Source organism: Streptococcus sp. 9903, from assembly GCF_013276625.1.
Lineage (GTDB): Bacteria > Bacillota > Bacilli > Lactobacillales > Streptococcaceae > Streptococcus.
This window is the reverse complement of the sequence record NZ_VMLI01000014.1, coordinates 1-18,332: the sequence shown is the minus strand read 5'-3', so window position 1 is coordinate 18,332 and position 18,332 is coordinate 1. Positions and strand designations below refer to the sequence as shown.

The 18,332-nt window shown below is 39.1% G+C and carries 8 protein-coding genes and 1 pseudogene; 1 reads left to right on the top strand and 8 read right to left on the bottom strand.

The features are described 5' to 3' along the window. Window positions 1-36 precede the first annotated feature (36 nt). From HT696_RS06135 to HT696_RS06105, 7 genes and pseudogenes are all read right to left on the bottom strand, one after another. On the bottom strand, window positions 37-10,575 hold the full coding sequence (locus HT696_RS06135; protein ID WP_173283444.1) for a YSIRK-type signal peptide-containing protein: 10,539 nt from the start codon (window positions 10,573-10,575) through the stop codon (window positions 37-39). Window positions 10,576-11,009: 434 nt separating this feature from the next. Further along, a complete protein-coding gene (locus tag HT696_RS06130; RefSeq protein WP_164226753.1) occupies window positions 11,010-11,399 on the bottom strand; it encodes a YtxH domain-containing protein in 390 nt (129 codons plus the stop codon). After that, a pseudogene (locus HT696_RS06125) lies at window positions 11,372-11,798 on the bottom strand (DUF948 domain-containing protein). The gene HT696_RS06130 and the pseudogene HT696_RS06125 overlap by 28 nt, the downstream one beginning before the upstream one ends. Continuing rightward, on the bottom strand, window positions 11,799-12,587 hold the full coding sequence (gene lgt / locus HT696_RS06120; RefSeq protein ID WP_173253356.1) for a prolipoprotein diacylglyceryl transferase: 789 nt from the start codon (window positions 12,585-12,587) through the stop codon (window positions 11,799-11,801). Further along, window positions 12,580-13,515, bottom strand: coding sequence for an HPr(Ser) kinase/phosphatase (hprK, locus tag HT696_RS06115; RefSeq protein WP_173282635.1), 936 nt, complete (start codon window positions 13,513-13,515; stop codon window positions 12,580-12,582). The genes lgt and hprK overlap by 8 nt, the downstream gene beginning before the upstream one ends. A gap of 260 nt (window positions 13,516-13,775) precedes the next feature. Continuing rightward, complete coding sequence (gene rpsU, locus HT696_RS06110; RefSeq protein WP_000048054.1) at window positions 13,776-13,952, bottom strand: 30S ribosomal protein S21; 177 nt, start codon at window positions 13,950-13,952, stop codon at window positions 13,776-13,778. A gap of 138 nt (window positions 13,953-14,090) precedes the next feature. Continuing rightward, on the bottom strand, window positions 14,091-14,798 hold the full coding sequence (locus HT696_RS06105; RefSeq protein ID WP_173282634.1) for a glucosamine-6-phosphate deaminase: 708 nt from the start codon (window positions 14,796-14,798) through the stop codon (window positions 14,091-14,093). Between the two features lie 150 nt (window positions 14,799-14,948). On the opposite strand from HT696_RS06105, the gene queA reads away from it, so the two are divergent. Further along, window positions 14,949-15,977, top strand: coding sequence for a tRNA preQ1(34) S-adenosylmethionine ribosyltransferase-isomerase QueA (queA, locus tag HT696_RS06100; RefSeq protein WP_001090137.1), 1,029 nt, complete (start codon window positions 14,949-14,951; stop codon window positions 15,975-15,977). A 650-nt stretch (window positions 15,978-16,627) separates the two neighbouring features. On the opposite strand, the gene HT696_RS06095 is transcribed toward queA, so the two are convergent. Beyond that, on the bottom strand, window positions 16,628-18,332 hold a 1,705-nt coding region (locus HT696_RS06095), incomplete at its 5' end, for a PspC-related protein choline-binding protein 1 (RefSeq protein ID WP_173283443.1).

Sequence of the window (18,332 nt, the reverse complement as noted above, 5' to 3'; positions counted from 1 at the left end):
CAAAAGAATGAATGTTCATTTGACTAAATTTTTATTTTAGTCTTCTTTTTTCTTTCTAAGAGCAAGTCCGAGACCGCCTAGCATACCAAGAAGTCCTAGAGATGCAAGAGTCGCATTTGATTCTGTTCCTGTATTTGGCAATACATTTTGAGAATCATTTGACTTAGCTCCTTTATCAACAGTAGTCTTAGTATCTACCTGATCTGCATTTGGAGTAACTGCATTTGGAGTTGGACTAGTTGGTGTAGGTGTATCTTGACCAGAATCTCCATCAGTAGAAGGTTTGACTGGCGTATCAGGTGTCACTGGTGCAACTGGATTTGTATCTGTTGGTGTTGCTGGTGTTACCTTAGCTGGAGTTTCTACTGGAACTTCTACAGCTGGTTGACCTGGTTCAGTAATCTTACCTGTACCTGGAACTTTACCGTCTGGTAATTCACTGTTTGGTATTGTAGCTTTTCCGTCTTGTCCAATTATTACGACAATTGGTGTGCCATTCTTACCTGGAATTTCTACCTTCGTTCCTGGTGGATATGTTGAACCATCTGGTTTCTTAGGCGTTACTGTAACGTCACCTGTATTTGGATCTTGATAAACATCTAGTGTTGGTATCTTACGGGCTGGGGTTGTTACAATTACTTCTACAGGATCTTTTCCTGGTTCCGTAATCGTTCCTTTTCCTGGTTCTATTCCATCTGGTAAATCTTTATTAGGTATAGTTCCTTTTCCGTCTTTTCCAATTATTACGACGATAGGTTTACCATTCTTACCTGGTATTTCTACCTTAGTATTTTCTGGATATAGTGTTCCATCTGGTTTCTTAGGTGTTACCGTCACATCCCCTGTATTTGGATCTTGATCCAACTCTACTGTTGGTGTCTTACGAGCTGGGGTTGTTACATCCACCGGATTAGATGGTTTCTTACCTGGTTCTGTTACGGTTCCTTTTCCTGGTTTAGCTTCTTTTGGAAGTTGATCATTTGGAACTGTTCCTGATCCATCTTTTCCGATTGTCACAATTATAGATGTTCCATTTTCTCCTGGAATTTTCACCCTAGTACCTTCTGGATAGGTTGTTGTTCCATCTGGTTTCTTAGGTGTTACCACAGCATCTCCATTTGGTTTTATTGTGATTTCAATTGTACCTAATTCTGCCGTTTCTGGCGCAGTAGGATCAATTTTTTTCGGTGTTTCTACCTTAACTTCAACTGTTGGATTACCTGGTTCCTTAATCCTACCTGTTCCCGGAGTATCTTCATCAGGTAAATCATTATTTGAAACTGTTCCTGTTCCATTATTTCCGATTGGTACAACGATTGGTTTGCCATCTTTCCCTGGAATTTCTACCGTAGTTCCTGGTGGATATGTTGAACCATCTGGTTTTTTCGGTGTGACGGTGACATTTCCTGTAGCTGGATCTTGTGTCAGCTCTACTGTTGGAGTCTTACGAGCAGGTGTCGTTACAGCTACTGGTTGTGACGGTTTCTTATTCGGCTCTGTTACAATTCCTTTTCCTGTGACAGCTTCTTTTGGAAGTTTATCATTTGGAACTGTTCCTGAGCCGTTATCTCCAATCGTTACAATAATAGATGTTCCATTTTCTCCTGGAATCACAACCTTAGTTCCTGATGGATATGTTGTTCCATCTGGTTTCTTAGGTGTAACTACTGCATCTCCATTTGGATTTCTTGTAATTTCAATCTTACCTGGTTGGTCTGTTTGAGGAGCGGTTGGATTGATTTTACCTGGTGTTAGCACCTGAGCTTCCGTAGTTGGTTTTCCTGGTTCTGTAATCTTACCTGTTCCAGGTACATTTCCGTCTGGTAAGTCGTTATTTGGAACTGTTCCTGTTCCACCTTGTCCGATTTCTACTACAATTGGATTACCATTTTTACCTGGTATTTCGACCTTCGTTCCTGGTGGATATGTTCCTCCACCTGGCTTCATAGGAATCACTGTTACATCTCCAGTTTTTGGATCTTGATCCAAACGTATAGTTGACGGCTTACGAGCAGGCGTTATCACATCCACTGGTTGTGATGGTCTAGCTCCTGGCTCTGTTACTGTTCCTTTTCCTGGCACTTCATCTTTTGGAAGTTTGTCATTCGGAACTAATCCAAAACCATCTTTTCCGATTGTCACAACAATAGGTGTTCCATTTTCTCCTGGAATTTTCACAGTTGTTCCTGGTGGATATGGTATTCCATCCGGTTTCTTAGGTGTAACAATCGCATCTCCATTTGGTTTTCTTGTGATGTCAATTTCAGTTGGTTGTTCTGTAGCTGGATGATTTGGATTGATTTTTTTCGGTGTTTCTACCTTAACATCTACCTCAGGTTTACCATCTTCTTTAATCTTACCTGTTCCTGGAGTATCCTCATCAGGTAAATCATTATTCGGAACTGTACCTTTTCCATCTTTGTCAAGTGTTACTTCAATAGTTTTTCCATCTTTTCCTGGAATTTCTACTTTAGTATTTTCTGGATATGGTGTTCCATCTGGTTTCTTAGGCGTTACCGTTACATCTCCTGTATTTGGATTTTGTTCCATTTCCACTGTTGGTGTCTTACGAGCTGGTGTTGTTACAGCCACTGGTTGTGACGGTTTCTTATTCGGTTCTGTTACTGTTCCTTTTCCTGGTACTTCATATTTTGGAAGTTGGTCATTCGGTACTTCTCCTGAACCATTTTCTCCTATCGTTACTACGATGCTTGTTCCATTTTCTCCTGGAATTTTCACTTTAGTATCTTTAGGATAATTTTTTCCATCTGTGGTCTTAGGTGTAACTACAGCATCTCCGTTTGGTTTTCTTGTGATTTCAATTGTCCCTACTTGTGCTGTTTCTGGCGCACTAGGGTCAATTTTTTTCGGTGTTTCTACCTTAATCTCTACCTCTGGTTTACCATCTTCTTTAATCTTACCTGTTCCTGGAGTATCTTCATCCGGTAAATCATTATTAGGAACTTTTCCTGTACCATCTTTTCCAATTGTTACAGTGATTGGATTTCCATCTTTCCCTGGAATTTCTACCTTAGTTCCTGATGGATATGTTGTTCCATCTGGTTTTTTCGGTGTTACTGTGACATCTCCAGTTTTTGGATCTTGATCTAATTGTAGTGTTGGAACCTTTTTAGCTGGTGTTGTAATATTCACTGGTTGTGATGGTTTTTGATTTGGTTCTGTAATGATAGCTGTTCCTGGTACATCTCTTTCTGGTAAATCACCATTTGCAACTGTACCTGAACCATTTTCACCGATTACTACATCAATCGTTTTTCCATCTTTGCCTGGGATTGTTACAGTAGTTCCTGTAGGATAGTTTGAGCCATCTATTTTCTTCGGTGTTACTGTAACATCTCCTGTGCTTGGGTTTTGAGTCAACTCTACCGTTGGTGTCTTACGAACTGGCGTTGTTACATCTACTGGTTTTGATGGTTGTTTGTTTGGTTCTGTTACGACACCTTGTCCTGGTACTTCACCTTTTGGAAGTTGATCATTTGGTACTGTTCCAAAACCTTTGTCACCTATCGTTACTACTATTGTTGTTCCATTTTCACCTGGAATTTCTACCTTCGTATCTTTAGGGTACGGTTTTCCGTCTGGTTTTTTCGGTGTAACAATTGCGTCTCCATTTTTCTCACGTGTAATAGTTATTTCCACAGGAGTTTGTGTTGTAGCAACTTTTGGATCTGTTCCGTTTTTCTTTTCTTCCTCATCTGAAATTCCATCATTATCATCATCTTTATCTGTCACATCTGGATCTCCATCTCCATCTGTATCACGTTGAATAATAACTGGAACTTCTACTCGAATTTCCTCATCACCATTCTTAACTTTAACTGGAATGTTGATTTTACGTTCTTCATCACTACCCCAATTAGTTACGCTCGGTGTTCCTGTTAATTTACCATCTTTATCAACACTTAATCCATTTACTGGTTTTTCTGTTGTAATTGTTGAACCGTCTTTATTCGGTGTGACAACTTTCGCTAATGTTGAAGGAACTGGTTTCTTCTCTGTAACTTTAGTTGGATCTGAAACTTTTGCAGTTAGGTTGTTTGCATTTTTCGGATCTGTTCCATTTGCTTTTTCAACTTCATCTGGAATTCCATCGTTATCATCATCTGTATCTGTAACATCTGGATCTCCGTCTCCATCTGTGTCACGTTGGATTGTTACTCGAACTGTTACGTCTTTTTCTTCCGTTACTTCTTCTTTACCATTTTCTGTGAATTTTTCTACAACTTTAGTAACTTTAACCGGAATGTCGATAGGGCGTTCTTCTTCCTCTTTATCCCAATCATTTACTGTTGGGATTCCTTCCAGTTCGCCTTTATCATTGACTTTTAGTCCGTTCACTGTTCCATTTGGGGCGTTTGTTACAATCGTTGAACCTTCTTTATTTGGAGTTACAACTTTTATTGGAGTAACTGGTTGTTTCTCCTTCACTTTGTCTGGATTTGTAACTGCTACTTCTAAATCATTTGCAGCTTTTGGATCTGTTCCGTTTGTATCCTCTACAGTGTCTGGGATTCCATCGTTATCATCATCTGTGTCTTCTGAATCTGGGATTCCATCATTATCTGTATCACGTTGGATTGTGACTGGAACTTTTACTATGATTTCTTTATCACCATTTTTTACTTTAACCGGAATTAAGATATGACGTTCTTCTTCGTCTTTTTTCCAATTATCTACTGACGGTGTTCCTTCTAAGTTACCTTCATTATTGACTTTCAAGCCATTCATTGGATTTTCTGTCGTAATTGCTGAATTTGGCATATTCGGTGTGACAACTTTTGTTGGAGTTACTGGTTTTTTCTCTTTAACTTTAGTTGGTGAAGCAACTATTGCTGTTAGATTATCAGGAACTTTTGGATTTGTTCCATTACTTTTCTCTACTTCATCTGGAATTCCATCATTATCATCATCTGTATCTAAAACGTCTGGTGTTCCATCTCCATCTGTATCACGTTGGATTGTTACTGGAACTTTAACGGCAACAGTTTCTATAACATTTTCTTTACCATCTTTCTTTCTCGTTACTGTAACCGGAATGTTGATAGTTTTTTCTTCATCATCGCCCCAATTGTCCACTGTTGGAGTTCCTGTTAATTTACCTTCTCCATTAACTGTCAGACCGTTCACTTCTGGCGTAGTTGTAGTAATTGTTGCATCTTTTTTATTTGGAGTGACAACTTCTTTTGGAGTAACTTCTTTTTTCTCCAGCACTACATTCGGTTTTGTAACTTTCACACTTAGTCCGTCTGCAGTTTTTGAATCTGTTCCATTATTCTTTTCATCTTCATCTGAAATTCCATCGTTATCATCATCTAAATCGTCAACGTCCGGAGTTCCATCGTTATCTGTATCACGTTGGATTGTCACTGGAACATGTACCGTAACTTCCTCTTTTGGAGTTCCATCTTTTTCTCTCGTAATTTTAACAGGAATTGTGATATTACGTTCTTCTTCTCCGCCAACCCAATCATTTACGGTTGGTGTTCCTTCTAATTTACCTTCTCCATTCACTTTCAATTCATTTACTGGATTTTCTGTTGTAATTGTTGAACCTTCTTTATTTGGCGTTACAACTTTTGGTAAAGTCGTCGGTACTGGAGTTTTTTCTTTCACTTTAGCTGGAGCTGTAACGATTCCTGTCAGACCATTTGCTACTTTTGGATCTGTTCCATTTCTCTTTTCATCGTCATCTGAAATTCCATCGTTATCATCATCTGTATCTGTCACATCTGGATTGCCATCTCCGTCTGTATCGCGTTGGATTTTAACCGGTACACTTACATTAGCTTCTTCCGAATCCTTCTTAACTTTTACTGGGATAGTAATATCACGTTCTTCTTCACCTTCACCCCAAGAGTCTACTTTTGGAGTTCCTGTTAAACTTCCATTATTATCAACGGTTAATCCATTTACAGAAGCTGGTGTTTCAATCGTTGATCCTGTCTTATTTGGTGTAACAACTCCTGGTTCAGTCACTTGTTTATTCTCAGTAACAGTAGATGGTTTTACTGCTCCTGTTAGACCATATGAGGTTGGCTTGTCTGGTTTATCAAAAATCTTTGGATCTGTTCCCTTTGCCTTTTCTTCCTCATCCGTAATTTTGTCACCGTCATCATCTGGATCTGTAGTGTCTGGTTCTCCATCTCCATCCGTATCACGTAAAATTGTAACTGGTACGCTTACTGTGATTTCTTCGTTTCCATTCGTAACTTTAACTGGAATTGTGATAGCACGTTTTTCTTCGTCTTTGCCCCAATTTTCTACTTTTGGCGTTCCTGTTAATTTACCTTCTCCATTAACTGTTAATCCATTCACTTCATCTGGCGTTGCAATCGTTGAACCCTCTTTATTTGGTGTGACAACTTTTTTAGAGTCAACTGCACGTTTCTCCAAAACTTCATTTGGTTTCGTAACTTCTGCTGTCAAATTCGTAGGTACACTAATATTTACACTAACGTTATCTGTTGTTTTATCTGGATACTCTACCACAACAACTGCCGAGACAGTTTGTCCACCTTGGCTCGTATCTGGTGGCGTTAACCAATGATATTTTGTTCCTTGTGGCAAATCTTGTTTGTTTCCAATACTATCTTCTGCGTTAGGTGTTGAGTTTTTAGGAACTGTTCGATTGATTCCTACTGGGTTATACTTGTCATTTTGTCCTTTAACTACAATTTCAATTGTTTTTTCAGCCTTATTATCATTCTTATCATAAGCTGTAATCGTTACTTTTGTTACTCCTGAGGCTCCAGTTGGAGTTCCTACGATTTGATTATTTTCAAATTTCAATCCATCTGGTAAGTCTTTTACTTCGATTGGAGTATCTTCACGCATTCCAACTCCACCATCGTTATCTTTAGCTGTTACTGGAATTGGTATAATTTCCTCACGATTTGTAACTGTAGCTCCATTAGCTGAAATCGTTGGTGCTGTTCTATCACGTGGTGTTACATCAAATGAGAAAATCACTGGTGTAGCTTTATTTCCTGCATCATCTGTTGCGTTAAATATAATTGTATTTTGTTTACCAACATCTTCAGCTATAGTATTAATTGTAATCTCTATTTCTTTTTCTTTTTCTGTATTTTTCACATATCTAGACGACACTACTCCTGTTGTTCCAACATTGTACCTCTTAAAATATTTAGCTAAAAATTCAGTCGCTTCAAAAGTAACATTTTTATCATCTTTTGCTTTTACTCTAAATGTTATAGTTTCGCCTTCTACTACTTTTAGGTTGTTAGCAGATAGTGTTAAAATAGGTGGTTCATTATCCGGTTTTATTGCAGTTGCTTTTGCTGGTTCTGAATCATCACTCGTTCCATTTTTGGTGATAGCTGTTACAACTGTTTCATTTTTTACTTTTTCAGCAGGGATTGTAATTTCACCTGTGTCTTCATTGATGTTGATTTCTGGATCATCTGAAATCCATTGATTAAATGGATTTTTTGTTCCTACTACTGTTTTTGGTGAATCATCTTCTCCTGTGTAAGTAACCGTAATTTTATCTGCTTTGGTTGGATCTTGTGGTTTTGCTGTTACAGACCCATCCTCATTTGCTACTACTATTGGTTTTTCTGGTTTTGGTGCTCTTGCTGTTTCTGTTGCTGGGTCTGAGTCAACACTATTTCCATTTTTTGTGATAGCTGTTACTACGGTATTATCTCTTACCTTATCAGCTGGAATTGTAATTTCACCTGTATTAGAATCAATAGTTACACCTGGATTGTTCACAACAGTCCATGTACCATCATTTCCTTTATTACCTACTACCGTTACATTTGTTCCATCTTCGTCTTTATAAGTAACCGTAATTTTATCTGCTTTGGCTGGATCTTGTGGTTTTGCTGTTACATTACCGTTATTTGGTGCAGTTAAGATTGGTTTTTCTGGTTTTGGTGCTTTTGCAGTTGCTTTGGCTGGAGCTGATTCATCACTGTTTCCATTTGTTGTAACTGCTGTTACTTCTGTATTATCTTTGACTTTATCAGCTGGAATTGTGATTGCACCAGTACTTGCATCGATTTGAACGTCTGGATTACCCGTAACAGTCCACGTTCCATTTCCACCTTTATTTCCTTCAGCCGTCTTATTAGAACCATCTTCTCCTGTGTAGCTAACTTTAATTTTATCTACTTTCGTTGAATCTTGCGGTTTAGCTGTTACAGATCCATCTTCTTTTGCTGTTGCTGATGGAGCTTCTGGTGTTTTTGCCTTATCCTCTGTAACATGAATAGGTGCATCTACAATAAATGTTCCACGTTCTGGAATAATGACTTCCACTTTACCATACACAGGTGCATTTGGTGCTGTAGCTTTTGATACATCTGGATCTTTAAACCAACGGTATGTTGTACCAGCAGGTAACTCTTTTGTATTAGCAATACTATTAATTGCATCTGGAACGACACCTTTATTAGTTGTTTGCTCTTTAGATACTGGTTTAAGATTATATTTAGCTGCTTCGTCTGGTTTCAACGGTAATACACCGATAATTGCATTTTCACCAGTTCTATAGCGTCTATATCCACCCTCTGTATATCCTCCATAAGCAAGGAATGGGTCATTGGCTAGACGTTTTTTTATTTCGTCAAGCATAGGGTTATTAGTGTTTTTATCTCCCCAATCCGACATAATACTATCATTTAGCTCTTTTCCTTCAAGAATTTTCGTCTTGAAAGTAATAATTGAACGTTGCCCTGCAACTACGTTCATTCTGTCTTCTATAACACCTCGAACAAGATTGTATTCAAGACCATCTTTACGAATCCCCAATATATCACTAACACGAGAAAAGGCATCGTTGTTAGGTTCTGTACCATCTCCGCTATTTTTACGATAAATATTAAACCTCCAATTATTCAGTCTAGTACCAGCCTCTGGGTTTATATATTTAAGCCATCCGTCTACATTTTCAGTATAAGCCGCCCCTGAACGTCGGACGCCATCTTTTACATAAGCACGAAAAGCAGAGTGTTCATACTCCCATGCTGATGCACTAACATAATCCTTATGGAAGGTCTGTTTTCCATCTTGGTATTTTGTATACGTAAATTCATAAGGATCTCCAACCGTACGTGGAATCGCAAGTGAAATTTTTTTAGAAACACCAGCCAATCCATTTGGTCTTGGCCCTGAATCTAATATCCAGTAATAATATTTATCCCCATTATTTTCAATACGCATTTCACGGTAAACACGAATATTGTCATAGGCTTGATCAGCAGTTCCCTTACTTACGAAGGCATATTGTTTTGTATCTGGAGAGAACACGTCACGATGTGAATAGTTAATCATAGGGTTTTTAATCCAACCAACCCCGAAGTCTGTTACTTTCGTGTTACGTACTGTACTTGTTCCACGACCAACTTCTTGACCATTCTTTTTGATAACAGTTGTAACAACCGCATCGTTTACCATTAAGTTCGTATCAACATTGACTGTGAAGTATCCATTTGATTGTGATCTAGTTGTGTATTTTCTTCCGCCGATTGATACTTCTACATCAGCTTCTGCCGCTGTATATCCATCAACTTGTGCAATTCCTGCTAAACTATCATTAAAAGCTACTGTATCTGTTTGTTTTACTGTAGTAGTAGTAACAGTCTGTCCATTAACCACTAATTCAACAACATCTCCAACTTCAATACCTGGGGCATTTAATTTAAAAGCTCCAGTATCGTCTAGTGTAGAAGTCAATACAGTTGTGCCATTTCTTTTAATCTCAATTGTTGAAGATGGCGTTGCATATCCTGTAATAAATCCAGAGTTGGCTACAACGATTCCTAACTCACCACGTTTGGTATTTTTATCAATAGGTGCTGAGCGAAGATCAGATCCTTCTTCCATGGTTTCGCCATTACGTGAATCACGAGACCCAGTATTGGCAATCGTATTTTCACCTTCTTTTAAAACCTTCTTAGGCGCATTTATCTTAGGCATCGAAGATAAGACAAAAATCTTCTCATTAAGTTTTTTAGCGATTGCATCAATTTCAGCTTGTGTCAATTCAAGACTATTGTTATTAAGCACACTATTAGCTGCTTCTAAATCTGCCTGGATTGCGGCAAGGGTCGAAGCTGGAGCTTTTTCCTTGTTGACCTTATCCAAGAGTTCTTGAACTTTTGTAATATTAGCTTGTAATTTAGTCTTATCTAATGTTTGTTTTTCAACTACCTCTTTATCGAGGGCAGTAGTCTCGTTTTCAGATGCATTCCCAGTTGAAGTTTCAGGCAGTTTCTCAGATAAAGCCTCAGCCGGATTCTCAGCTGTGCTTGGTGATTTTTCTTCTTTATCTGTAGTTAGAGAATCTTCTGTTTTAGGCAAATCTACTATTGTAGCAGTATGAGCCTCTTCTTTATCTGGGATAACCGGTGCTTCAGTAATATCTGAAACTTGAGCAGCCTCAACTCGAACAGCCTGATGCCCAGACAAAAACATCAATGCCGCAACAGCTACTGAAGCAGCACCAAAGCTATATTTACGAATCGAAAAGCGCAGTACCTTTTCATGTTGCTGTCGATTTACTTTATATGAATTCGATTTGTGTTCCATTTCTCCTCCTAAGGAAAATATAATAAAAAAGCAATCTTTATAACTTCAACTCCTTAAAAAGAGTTAAGCTACAAAAATCACTATGATGATTGCTATAGGCAAATAACATCACAGCTATCACAGCTATCACAGCTATCACAGCTATCACAGCTATCACAGCTCAATTATACTATTTTCTACATACTTAATCAAATATTTGGCCTTATATTCTTTAACATTCGAAAATATTGTATATTTAAGTATAACATTGTGAATATATTGATATTTTTTTAAAAACAACTCTGTTCACAAAAAAGTAGATTATACTTATCTATTTTCAAAAATCATTAAATTTCTTTTTATTTAAGGTTTTATCCACATAAAAAAACCTATAAGCTCTATAGAGGTATAATCCACTAGAGAGTTTATAGGACCTAGAATAGTTACTATTTCTTTTATTCTTCTGTTATGTCAATCACAATCTCTTCTGATTCATCAAGAGTTTCGGCCTTTTCTTGCCATTGTTCCTTGAGATTATTGAATTGATTTTTTGATGCTTCTGTCGCTTGACGGGCACATGATTTAGCTTGAGCAAGTACACTGTCCACAGTGATTTCACCTGACTCAACCTGTTCTTTGGTTTTCAGAACGAAATCTGTAGCCTGCTCCTTAACTTCTGTCAGTTTTTCACAGACCTGCTCCTTGGCATACTCCGGATCTTCTCTCAAATCATCTAGAAAATCTTGAGCCCGACTGCAAACTTGTTTACCCTTATCGCTTGTTAAAAACAAGGCAAGAGCTGCACCTGAAACAGTTCCTAAAAGGATTGAGGATAGTTTACCCATAAGGATTCTCCTTTTTTATTTTTTTAAAAATTTACTTGCAAGACGAAGAGCTGACAAACTTGCCCCAGTCTTGAGTGTTTTTGAACCAGCTGATGAAGCTTTCTTGCTCAAGACACGCGCATGGTCATTGAGGTCTGAAACAGATAGAGATAAATCTGCAACAGCACTAAAAAGTGGATCAATCGTTGCCACCTTGACATTGATATCATCTGCCAAGACATTAACCTTAGCCAGCAATTCATTGGTATGATGCAAGGTCACATCTACATCTGAAGTCAAGGTTTTAATCGTTTTCTCTGTTTCATCGATAACACGCCCAAGCTTTTGTACAGTAATGATTAGATAGACTAAAAAGACAATCAAAGCTAGGGCAACAAGAATATATGCAACTTCTAACATTTAGTTTTCCTCCTCTGTAGTATAGTAAGGGGCCTTCTTTCGATTTTGATATAGAATGATAAAAATACCGAGACCGATAAGGACAACTGATAGCCATTGAGATACTCGAAGACCAAAAAACATGAGACTATCTGTTCGCATGCCTTCAATAACCATACGACCGAAACCATACCAAATCAAGTAGAAAGCAGTGATATGGCCTCGTCTGAGACTCTTCCATTTTCGTCTGAATATCAAAATCAAAGCAAAGCCAAGCAGATTCCATAGAGACTCATAAAGGAAGGTCGGTTGACGGTAGCTCCCCTCAATATACATCTGGTCACGGATAAAGGCAGGTAGATAATTCAGATTATCCACTGCTGAACCATAAGCTTCTTGGTTAAAGAAATTGCCCCAGCGTCCCAAACTTTGGGCAATCATGACGCTAGGCGCCGCAATATCTAGGAAATCCCAAGTATTGATGAGTTTACGATCAGCAAAGATATAGAGCACAAGAGCCCCGGTAATCAAACCACCGTAAATGGCCAAACCACCATTCCAAATGGCAAAAATCTCTCCTACATTCTGACTATAGTAATCCAAACGGAAAATGACATAGTAGAGACGAGCTCCTAAAATAGCCAAGGGAAAGGCTATTAAGATAAAATCTAAAATATCGTCTGGTATGATCTTCTTTCTAGGCGCTTCTTTCATGGTCAAATAAACCGCAAGAATCAAGCCTGTCACAATACATAAGGCATACCAACGAATGGCTAGAGGGCCTAGTTGAATAGCAATTGGATCAAGCATTTTGCACCTCATTTCGAGCGATGAGACTTGTCAAGCGTTCTTCAAACAAACGGGTCGCATCAAAGCCCATTTCCTTGGCACGATAATTCATGGCAGCAGCCTCAATCACGACAGAGATATTACGACCTGTTTTAACTGGAATACGAATACGAGGAATGGCTACGCCAGAAATTTCTATTTCCTCCGCATTGTTTCCAAGACGATCAAAAGTCTTATGTGTATCGTAATTTTCCAAGTAGACAGCCAGCTGAACCTGTGAAGAATCCTTGACCGCACTAGCACCGTAGAGACTCATAACATTGATAATCCCAACTCCACGAATTTCAAGCAAGTGTTTCAAGATTTCAGCAGGTTCACCCCAAAGAGTAATCTCGTCCTTAGAAAAGATATCGACACGGTCATCGGCTACCAAGCGGTGACCACGTTTGACAAGCTCAAGACCTGTCTCGCTCTTACCGATGCCACTATCGCCTTGAATCAAGACACCCATCCCATAGATATCCATCAAGACACCGTGAACACTGGTGCGTTCCGCCAAACGAGAATCCAAATAACTAGATAATTCTCCAGACAAACGACTAGTAGCTGTACGGCTGGTTAAAATGGCAATCTTACATTCTCTAGCAGCCTTTAACATCTCCTCTGGAACCACCAAACCACGAGCAACAATGACCGCGGGTGTCTCAGGTAGAAACATTTTTTTCAAAACTTCATAACGGCTGTTGGAAGGCATGCTAATCAGATAAGACCACTCCTTCATCCCCAAGAGCTGGATCCGCTCTGGCGTATAGTAGTCAAAGTAGCCTGTCATTTCAAGACCAGGTCGCGTAATATCCGCTATATTGATTTCCTTTTCAAGTAATTCTGGTTCGCCATAGACAATGTCTAGTCTAAGCTTTTCAATCACTTCTTTTACTAAAACCGACATCATTTCCTCCTTCAATCGAGTTCTTCTCTCTATTATATCAAATTGTAGGAGGATATTTCAGATTTTTGCAGGCTTTGGAGTATTTATTTATACTCAATGAAAATCAAAGAGCAAACTAGGAAACTAGCCGTAGGCTGCTCAAAACANNACTGACGAAGTCAGTCACATACATACGGCAAGGCGACGTTGACGTGGTTTGAAGAGATTTTCGAAGAGTATTAAAAGAAAAAGGACTAGATTTCTCCAGCCTTTCATTTCAATTAGAATTTTTTACGTTTACGAGCTGCTTCTGACTTACGTTTACGTTTTACAGAAGGTTTTTCATAGAATTCACGTTTGCGTGTTTCTTGAAGAGTACCAGCTTTAGTAACCGCACGTTTGAAACGACGAAGTGCGTCGTCAAGAGATTCATTCTTACGTACTACTGTTTTAGACATTTTTTTCACTCCCTTCAAGTTCAATATCTATTTTATTCTACACGTAAAAGGAATAATTGTCAAGCAAAAATGCTGTTTAATTTTGATTTTTTCTTACATTTATACAAGAGTTGAAAGCGTTCAATAGAACATTGCTTTTTATTTTTCAAGTAAGCTGAGCGCTTCAGCATCCGCGATAATGGTCACATCAGGGTGGTTTTGCAAGCTACTTGCTGGTAGAGACTCAGTCACTGGGCCAGACACTGTTCCGGCAATGGCTTCTGCTTTCGACTCACCGTAAGCAAAAAGAATAATAGACTTGGCATCCAAAATGTTTTTAATCCCCATTGAAATAGCTTGGGTTGGGACGTCTTCAATCTTGTCAAAGAAGCGCGCATTGGCTTCGATAGTAGACTGGTCAAGTTCTACTAGATGCGTTTGACTGTCAAATGGAGTACCAGGCTCATTAAATCCGATATGTCCATTGCGACCGATTCCCAAGATTTGGAGGTCAACTGGATGGTCAGCCAAAATTTGGTTGTAGCGTTCAACTTCAGCTTCAGCATGATCCTTAACCCCACGAGGCAAGAAACTTTCTTTAAATGGTTTTTGGTTGAACAAGTTTTCTTGCATGAAGTGACGGTAAGACTGAGGATTGTCGCCATCAAGGCCTACATACTCATCAAGGTTGACACTGGTTAGATTTGAAAAATCAAGGTCACTCTCAACAATTTCCTTGTAAAATTCAAGTGGGCTACTTCCTGTCGCAAGTCCTAGGGTTTGAGCGCCATTTACCAACTTTTCTTTCAAAATCTCAAAAGCAACTTTTCCACCTTCGATTTGGTTTTCAACTTTAATAACTTTCATCTTTTCATCCTCCATTTCTATCTATATTTATTATATGGTATAGACCAATTTTTGTCAAGTGAAAACGATTTAATTTCTAAAAAAAGAGCGTCCTAACTTGAAACATGTTATAATGGATAAGATTAGAACTTAGAAAGAATGAACAGATATATGAATACAGCTGATTTTGATTTCCACTTACCCGAGGAATTGATTGCCCAAACGCCCCTTGAAAAACGAGATGCCTCTAAACTCCTCATCGTCAACCGTGAGACAGGAGAAATGCAGGATAAACACTTCCACTCTATTATTGATATGCTGGAACCCGGTGATGCCCTTGTCATGAACGACACCCGCGTTCTCCCCGCCCGCCTCTATGGTCAAAAGGAAGAAACTGGAGGTCATGTGGAACTACTCCTACTCAAAAATACTGCTGGAGATGAGTGGGAAGTTCTGGCTAAACCTGCCAAACGCCTCAAGGTCGGTACTCGCGTCAGCTTTGGAGATGGTCGTCTTAGTGCTGTCGTTACAGAAGAATTGACCCACGGGGGCCGTATTGTCCGCTTTGAATACCAAGGAATTTTCCTAGAAGTCTTGGAAAGTCTGGGAGAAATGCCACTACCTCCTTATATCCACGAAAAACTGGATGACCGCGAACGCTATCAAACTGTTTACGCCAAGGAAAGTGGCTCTGCTGCTGCACCTACTGCTGGTCTTCACTTCACCAAAGAACTGCTGGCAGAAATCCAAGCTAAGGGTGTTCATCTAGTCTATCTGACTCTTCATGTCGGACTCGGAACATTTAGACCTGTATCTGTAGATAATTTGGACGAACACGAAATGCACTCAGAATTCTACCAACTTTCTGAGGAAGCGGCTGCCACCCTTCGATCTGTCAAGGAAAATGGAGGCCGTGTCATCGCTGTCGGAACCACTTCTATCCGCACCTTGGAGACTATTGGTTCCAAGTTTGATGGGCAAATCCAAGCAGATTCTGGCTGGACCAATATCTTTATCAAACCTGGCTATGAATGGAAGGTCGTGGATGCCTTTTCAACCAATTTCCACCTGCCAAAATCAACTCTGGTCATGTTGGTTTCTGCCTTTGCAGGCCGCGAATTAGTCTTAGATGCCTACCACCATGCCATCCAAGAACACTATCGCTTCTTTAGTTTTGGCGATGCCATGTTTATTTATTGAGAAAGAATTTCTCTAAATCTTCTAATACCAATAAATCGCTAAAATATTATTTCAAAGAACATCTACAATTGAAACTCTAGCTAGCTGTAGAGGACGCCTAGTACATTGAAATTAAAATGCTTCCCCCTAGCTTCGAAAATATTGCCATATATTGCGTTGACTCTCCAAATTGATTCATCTATATTTTATTTCAGCTTCCTATATTTTCTTCGCTGTTTGTAAATCAAAATGCAAGACACATGAGTAGCACCATATTTGTTACTCTTATCTGTCCTCTCAAGAGACTATTATGAGTTATTTCAGAATCATTCACTACTTTGACCCTGAATCTCCTTTGTCTCAAAATCAAAGACTTATACTCTTCGAAAATATCTTCAAACCGCGTCAACTTCATCCACAACCTCAAAACAGTGNNTTCGTCAGTTCTATCTACAGCCTCAAAGCAGGGCTTTGAGCAACCTGCGGCTAGTTTGCTCTTTGATTTTCATTGAGTATTAAACAAAAAGTGAACAAACCTGAATTCTAATGTACAGAAGACTAGGATTGTTCACTTTTTTATAGTCGCTATAAGATGAGCTTATCTATAGCTTTTTATACATAATTATATATCCAGACATACTATTATCAATTGTGTCGCAGGGAGGAATCTATTAACGCACCCATTCACCATTATCATTGACTCTATAGCCATCTATACTTGTATTGACCGCTAGCTCACCCGATGCATTTACATAATACCATTTACTACCAACTTGGAACCATTGATTGGCTTTCATAGAACCGTTGCTGTTGAGGTAGTACCATGAACCATTATTTTGTAGCCAACCTGTCTCCATGGAACCATTATCGTTTAGATAGTACCATGAACCATCAACTTGCTCCCAACCTGTTGCCATGGAACCGTTAGAGTTGAGGTAGTACCATGAACCATTCACTTGTACCCAACCCGTTGCCATGGAACCATTAGAGTTGAGGTAGTACCATGAACCATTCACTTGTACCCAACCCGTTGCCATGGAACCATCAGTATTATAAAAATACCACATACCATTTTCTTGTTTCCAGCCTGTTGTTGGAGCAACTGGTTTAGCTGGTTCTACTGCTGCGTTTGTTCCTTGGTTAGATGTAACAGATACAGGATACGAAGGAATAGATGATTGCTCAGGAACAACAACTTTTTCAGGTTCTCTCGTCCCTCTCCTTATACGTCTTTTTACCATCTCTTTAGTAATTTGACGAGAAGTAGTTTCTTCAATTGTTCCATCACGTTCATCTACAGTATAGATTGTAGTACGCGTAATTTCACCAATTTCTCCTGCTTCTTCTATTTCTTGACCTTTATCAAGAGTTGGGTCATCGAGATATTCTGTTTCGATTGGAATTACTTGGACAAGAACTTGGGGCTTGGTTCCTTTTTTAACAACTCGTGTTTGAGAGTCTTCTTTTTGACTTAAAGTACTCTCAGTTACTTGTCCACTCTTTCCATCTACATCATAAGTTATCGTTGTAACTTTTTTCCCATTCTTTCCTAGAGTAATCTCTTGCTCCTGTCCTGCAGAAAGGTCATTATCTGCTTCATATTTAGTAGCAAATGGAACAAGAACTTCTTCAACCTTGCTCTTGGCAGGAACTTTGATAACTGTGTCTGTCGGTTCTTTTCTGTCTACAGTAACCTTTTCGGTAACATGACCATTCTCTGAATTAACATCGTAGGTCCTTGTCGTAGTTACATAGCCATCCTCTCCATCAATCATCTCAATAGAAGCTCCTCGGTCTCTACTCTCATCTTTTTCATAACGGATGACACTTGTAGGAAGAACTTCACGCTCAACCTTACTTTTAGCTGGAACTTTGATAACTGTATCCGTGGCTTCTTTTCTATCAACAGTAATCTTTTCGGTAACATGACCATTCTCTGGATTAACATCGTAGGTCCTTGTCGTGGTTACATAGCCATCCTCTCCGTCAACCATCTCAATAGAAGCTCCTCGGTCTCTACTCTCATCCTTTTCATAACGGATGACACTTGTAGGAAGGACTTTACGCTCAACCTTGCTTTTGGCTGGAACTTTGATAACTGTGTCTGTCGGTTCTTTTCTGTCTACAGTAACCTTTTCTGTGACCTTACCAGTCTCTGGATTAACATCATAGGTTCTTGTCGTGGTTACATAGCCATCCTCTCCATCAACCATCTCAATAGAAGCTCCTCGGTCTCTACTCTCATCTTTTTCATAACGGATGACACTTGTAGGAAGGACTTTACGCTCAACCTTGCTTTTAGCTGGAACTTTGATAACTGTATCCGTGGCTTCTTTTTTCTCTACGGTAATCTTTTCGGTAACATGACCATTCTCT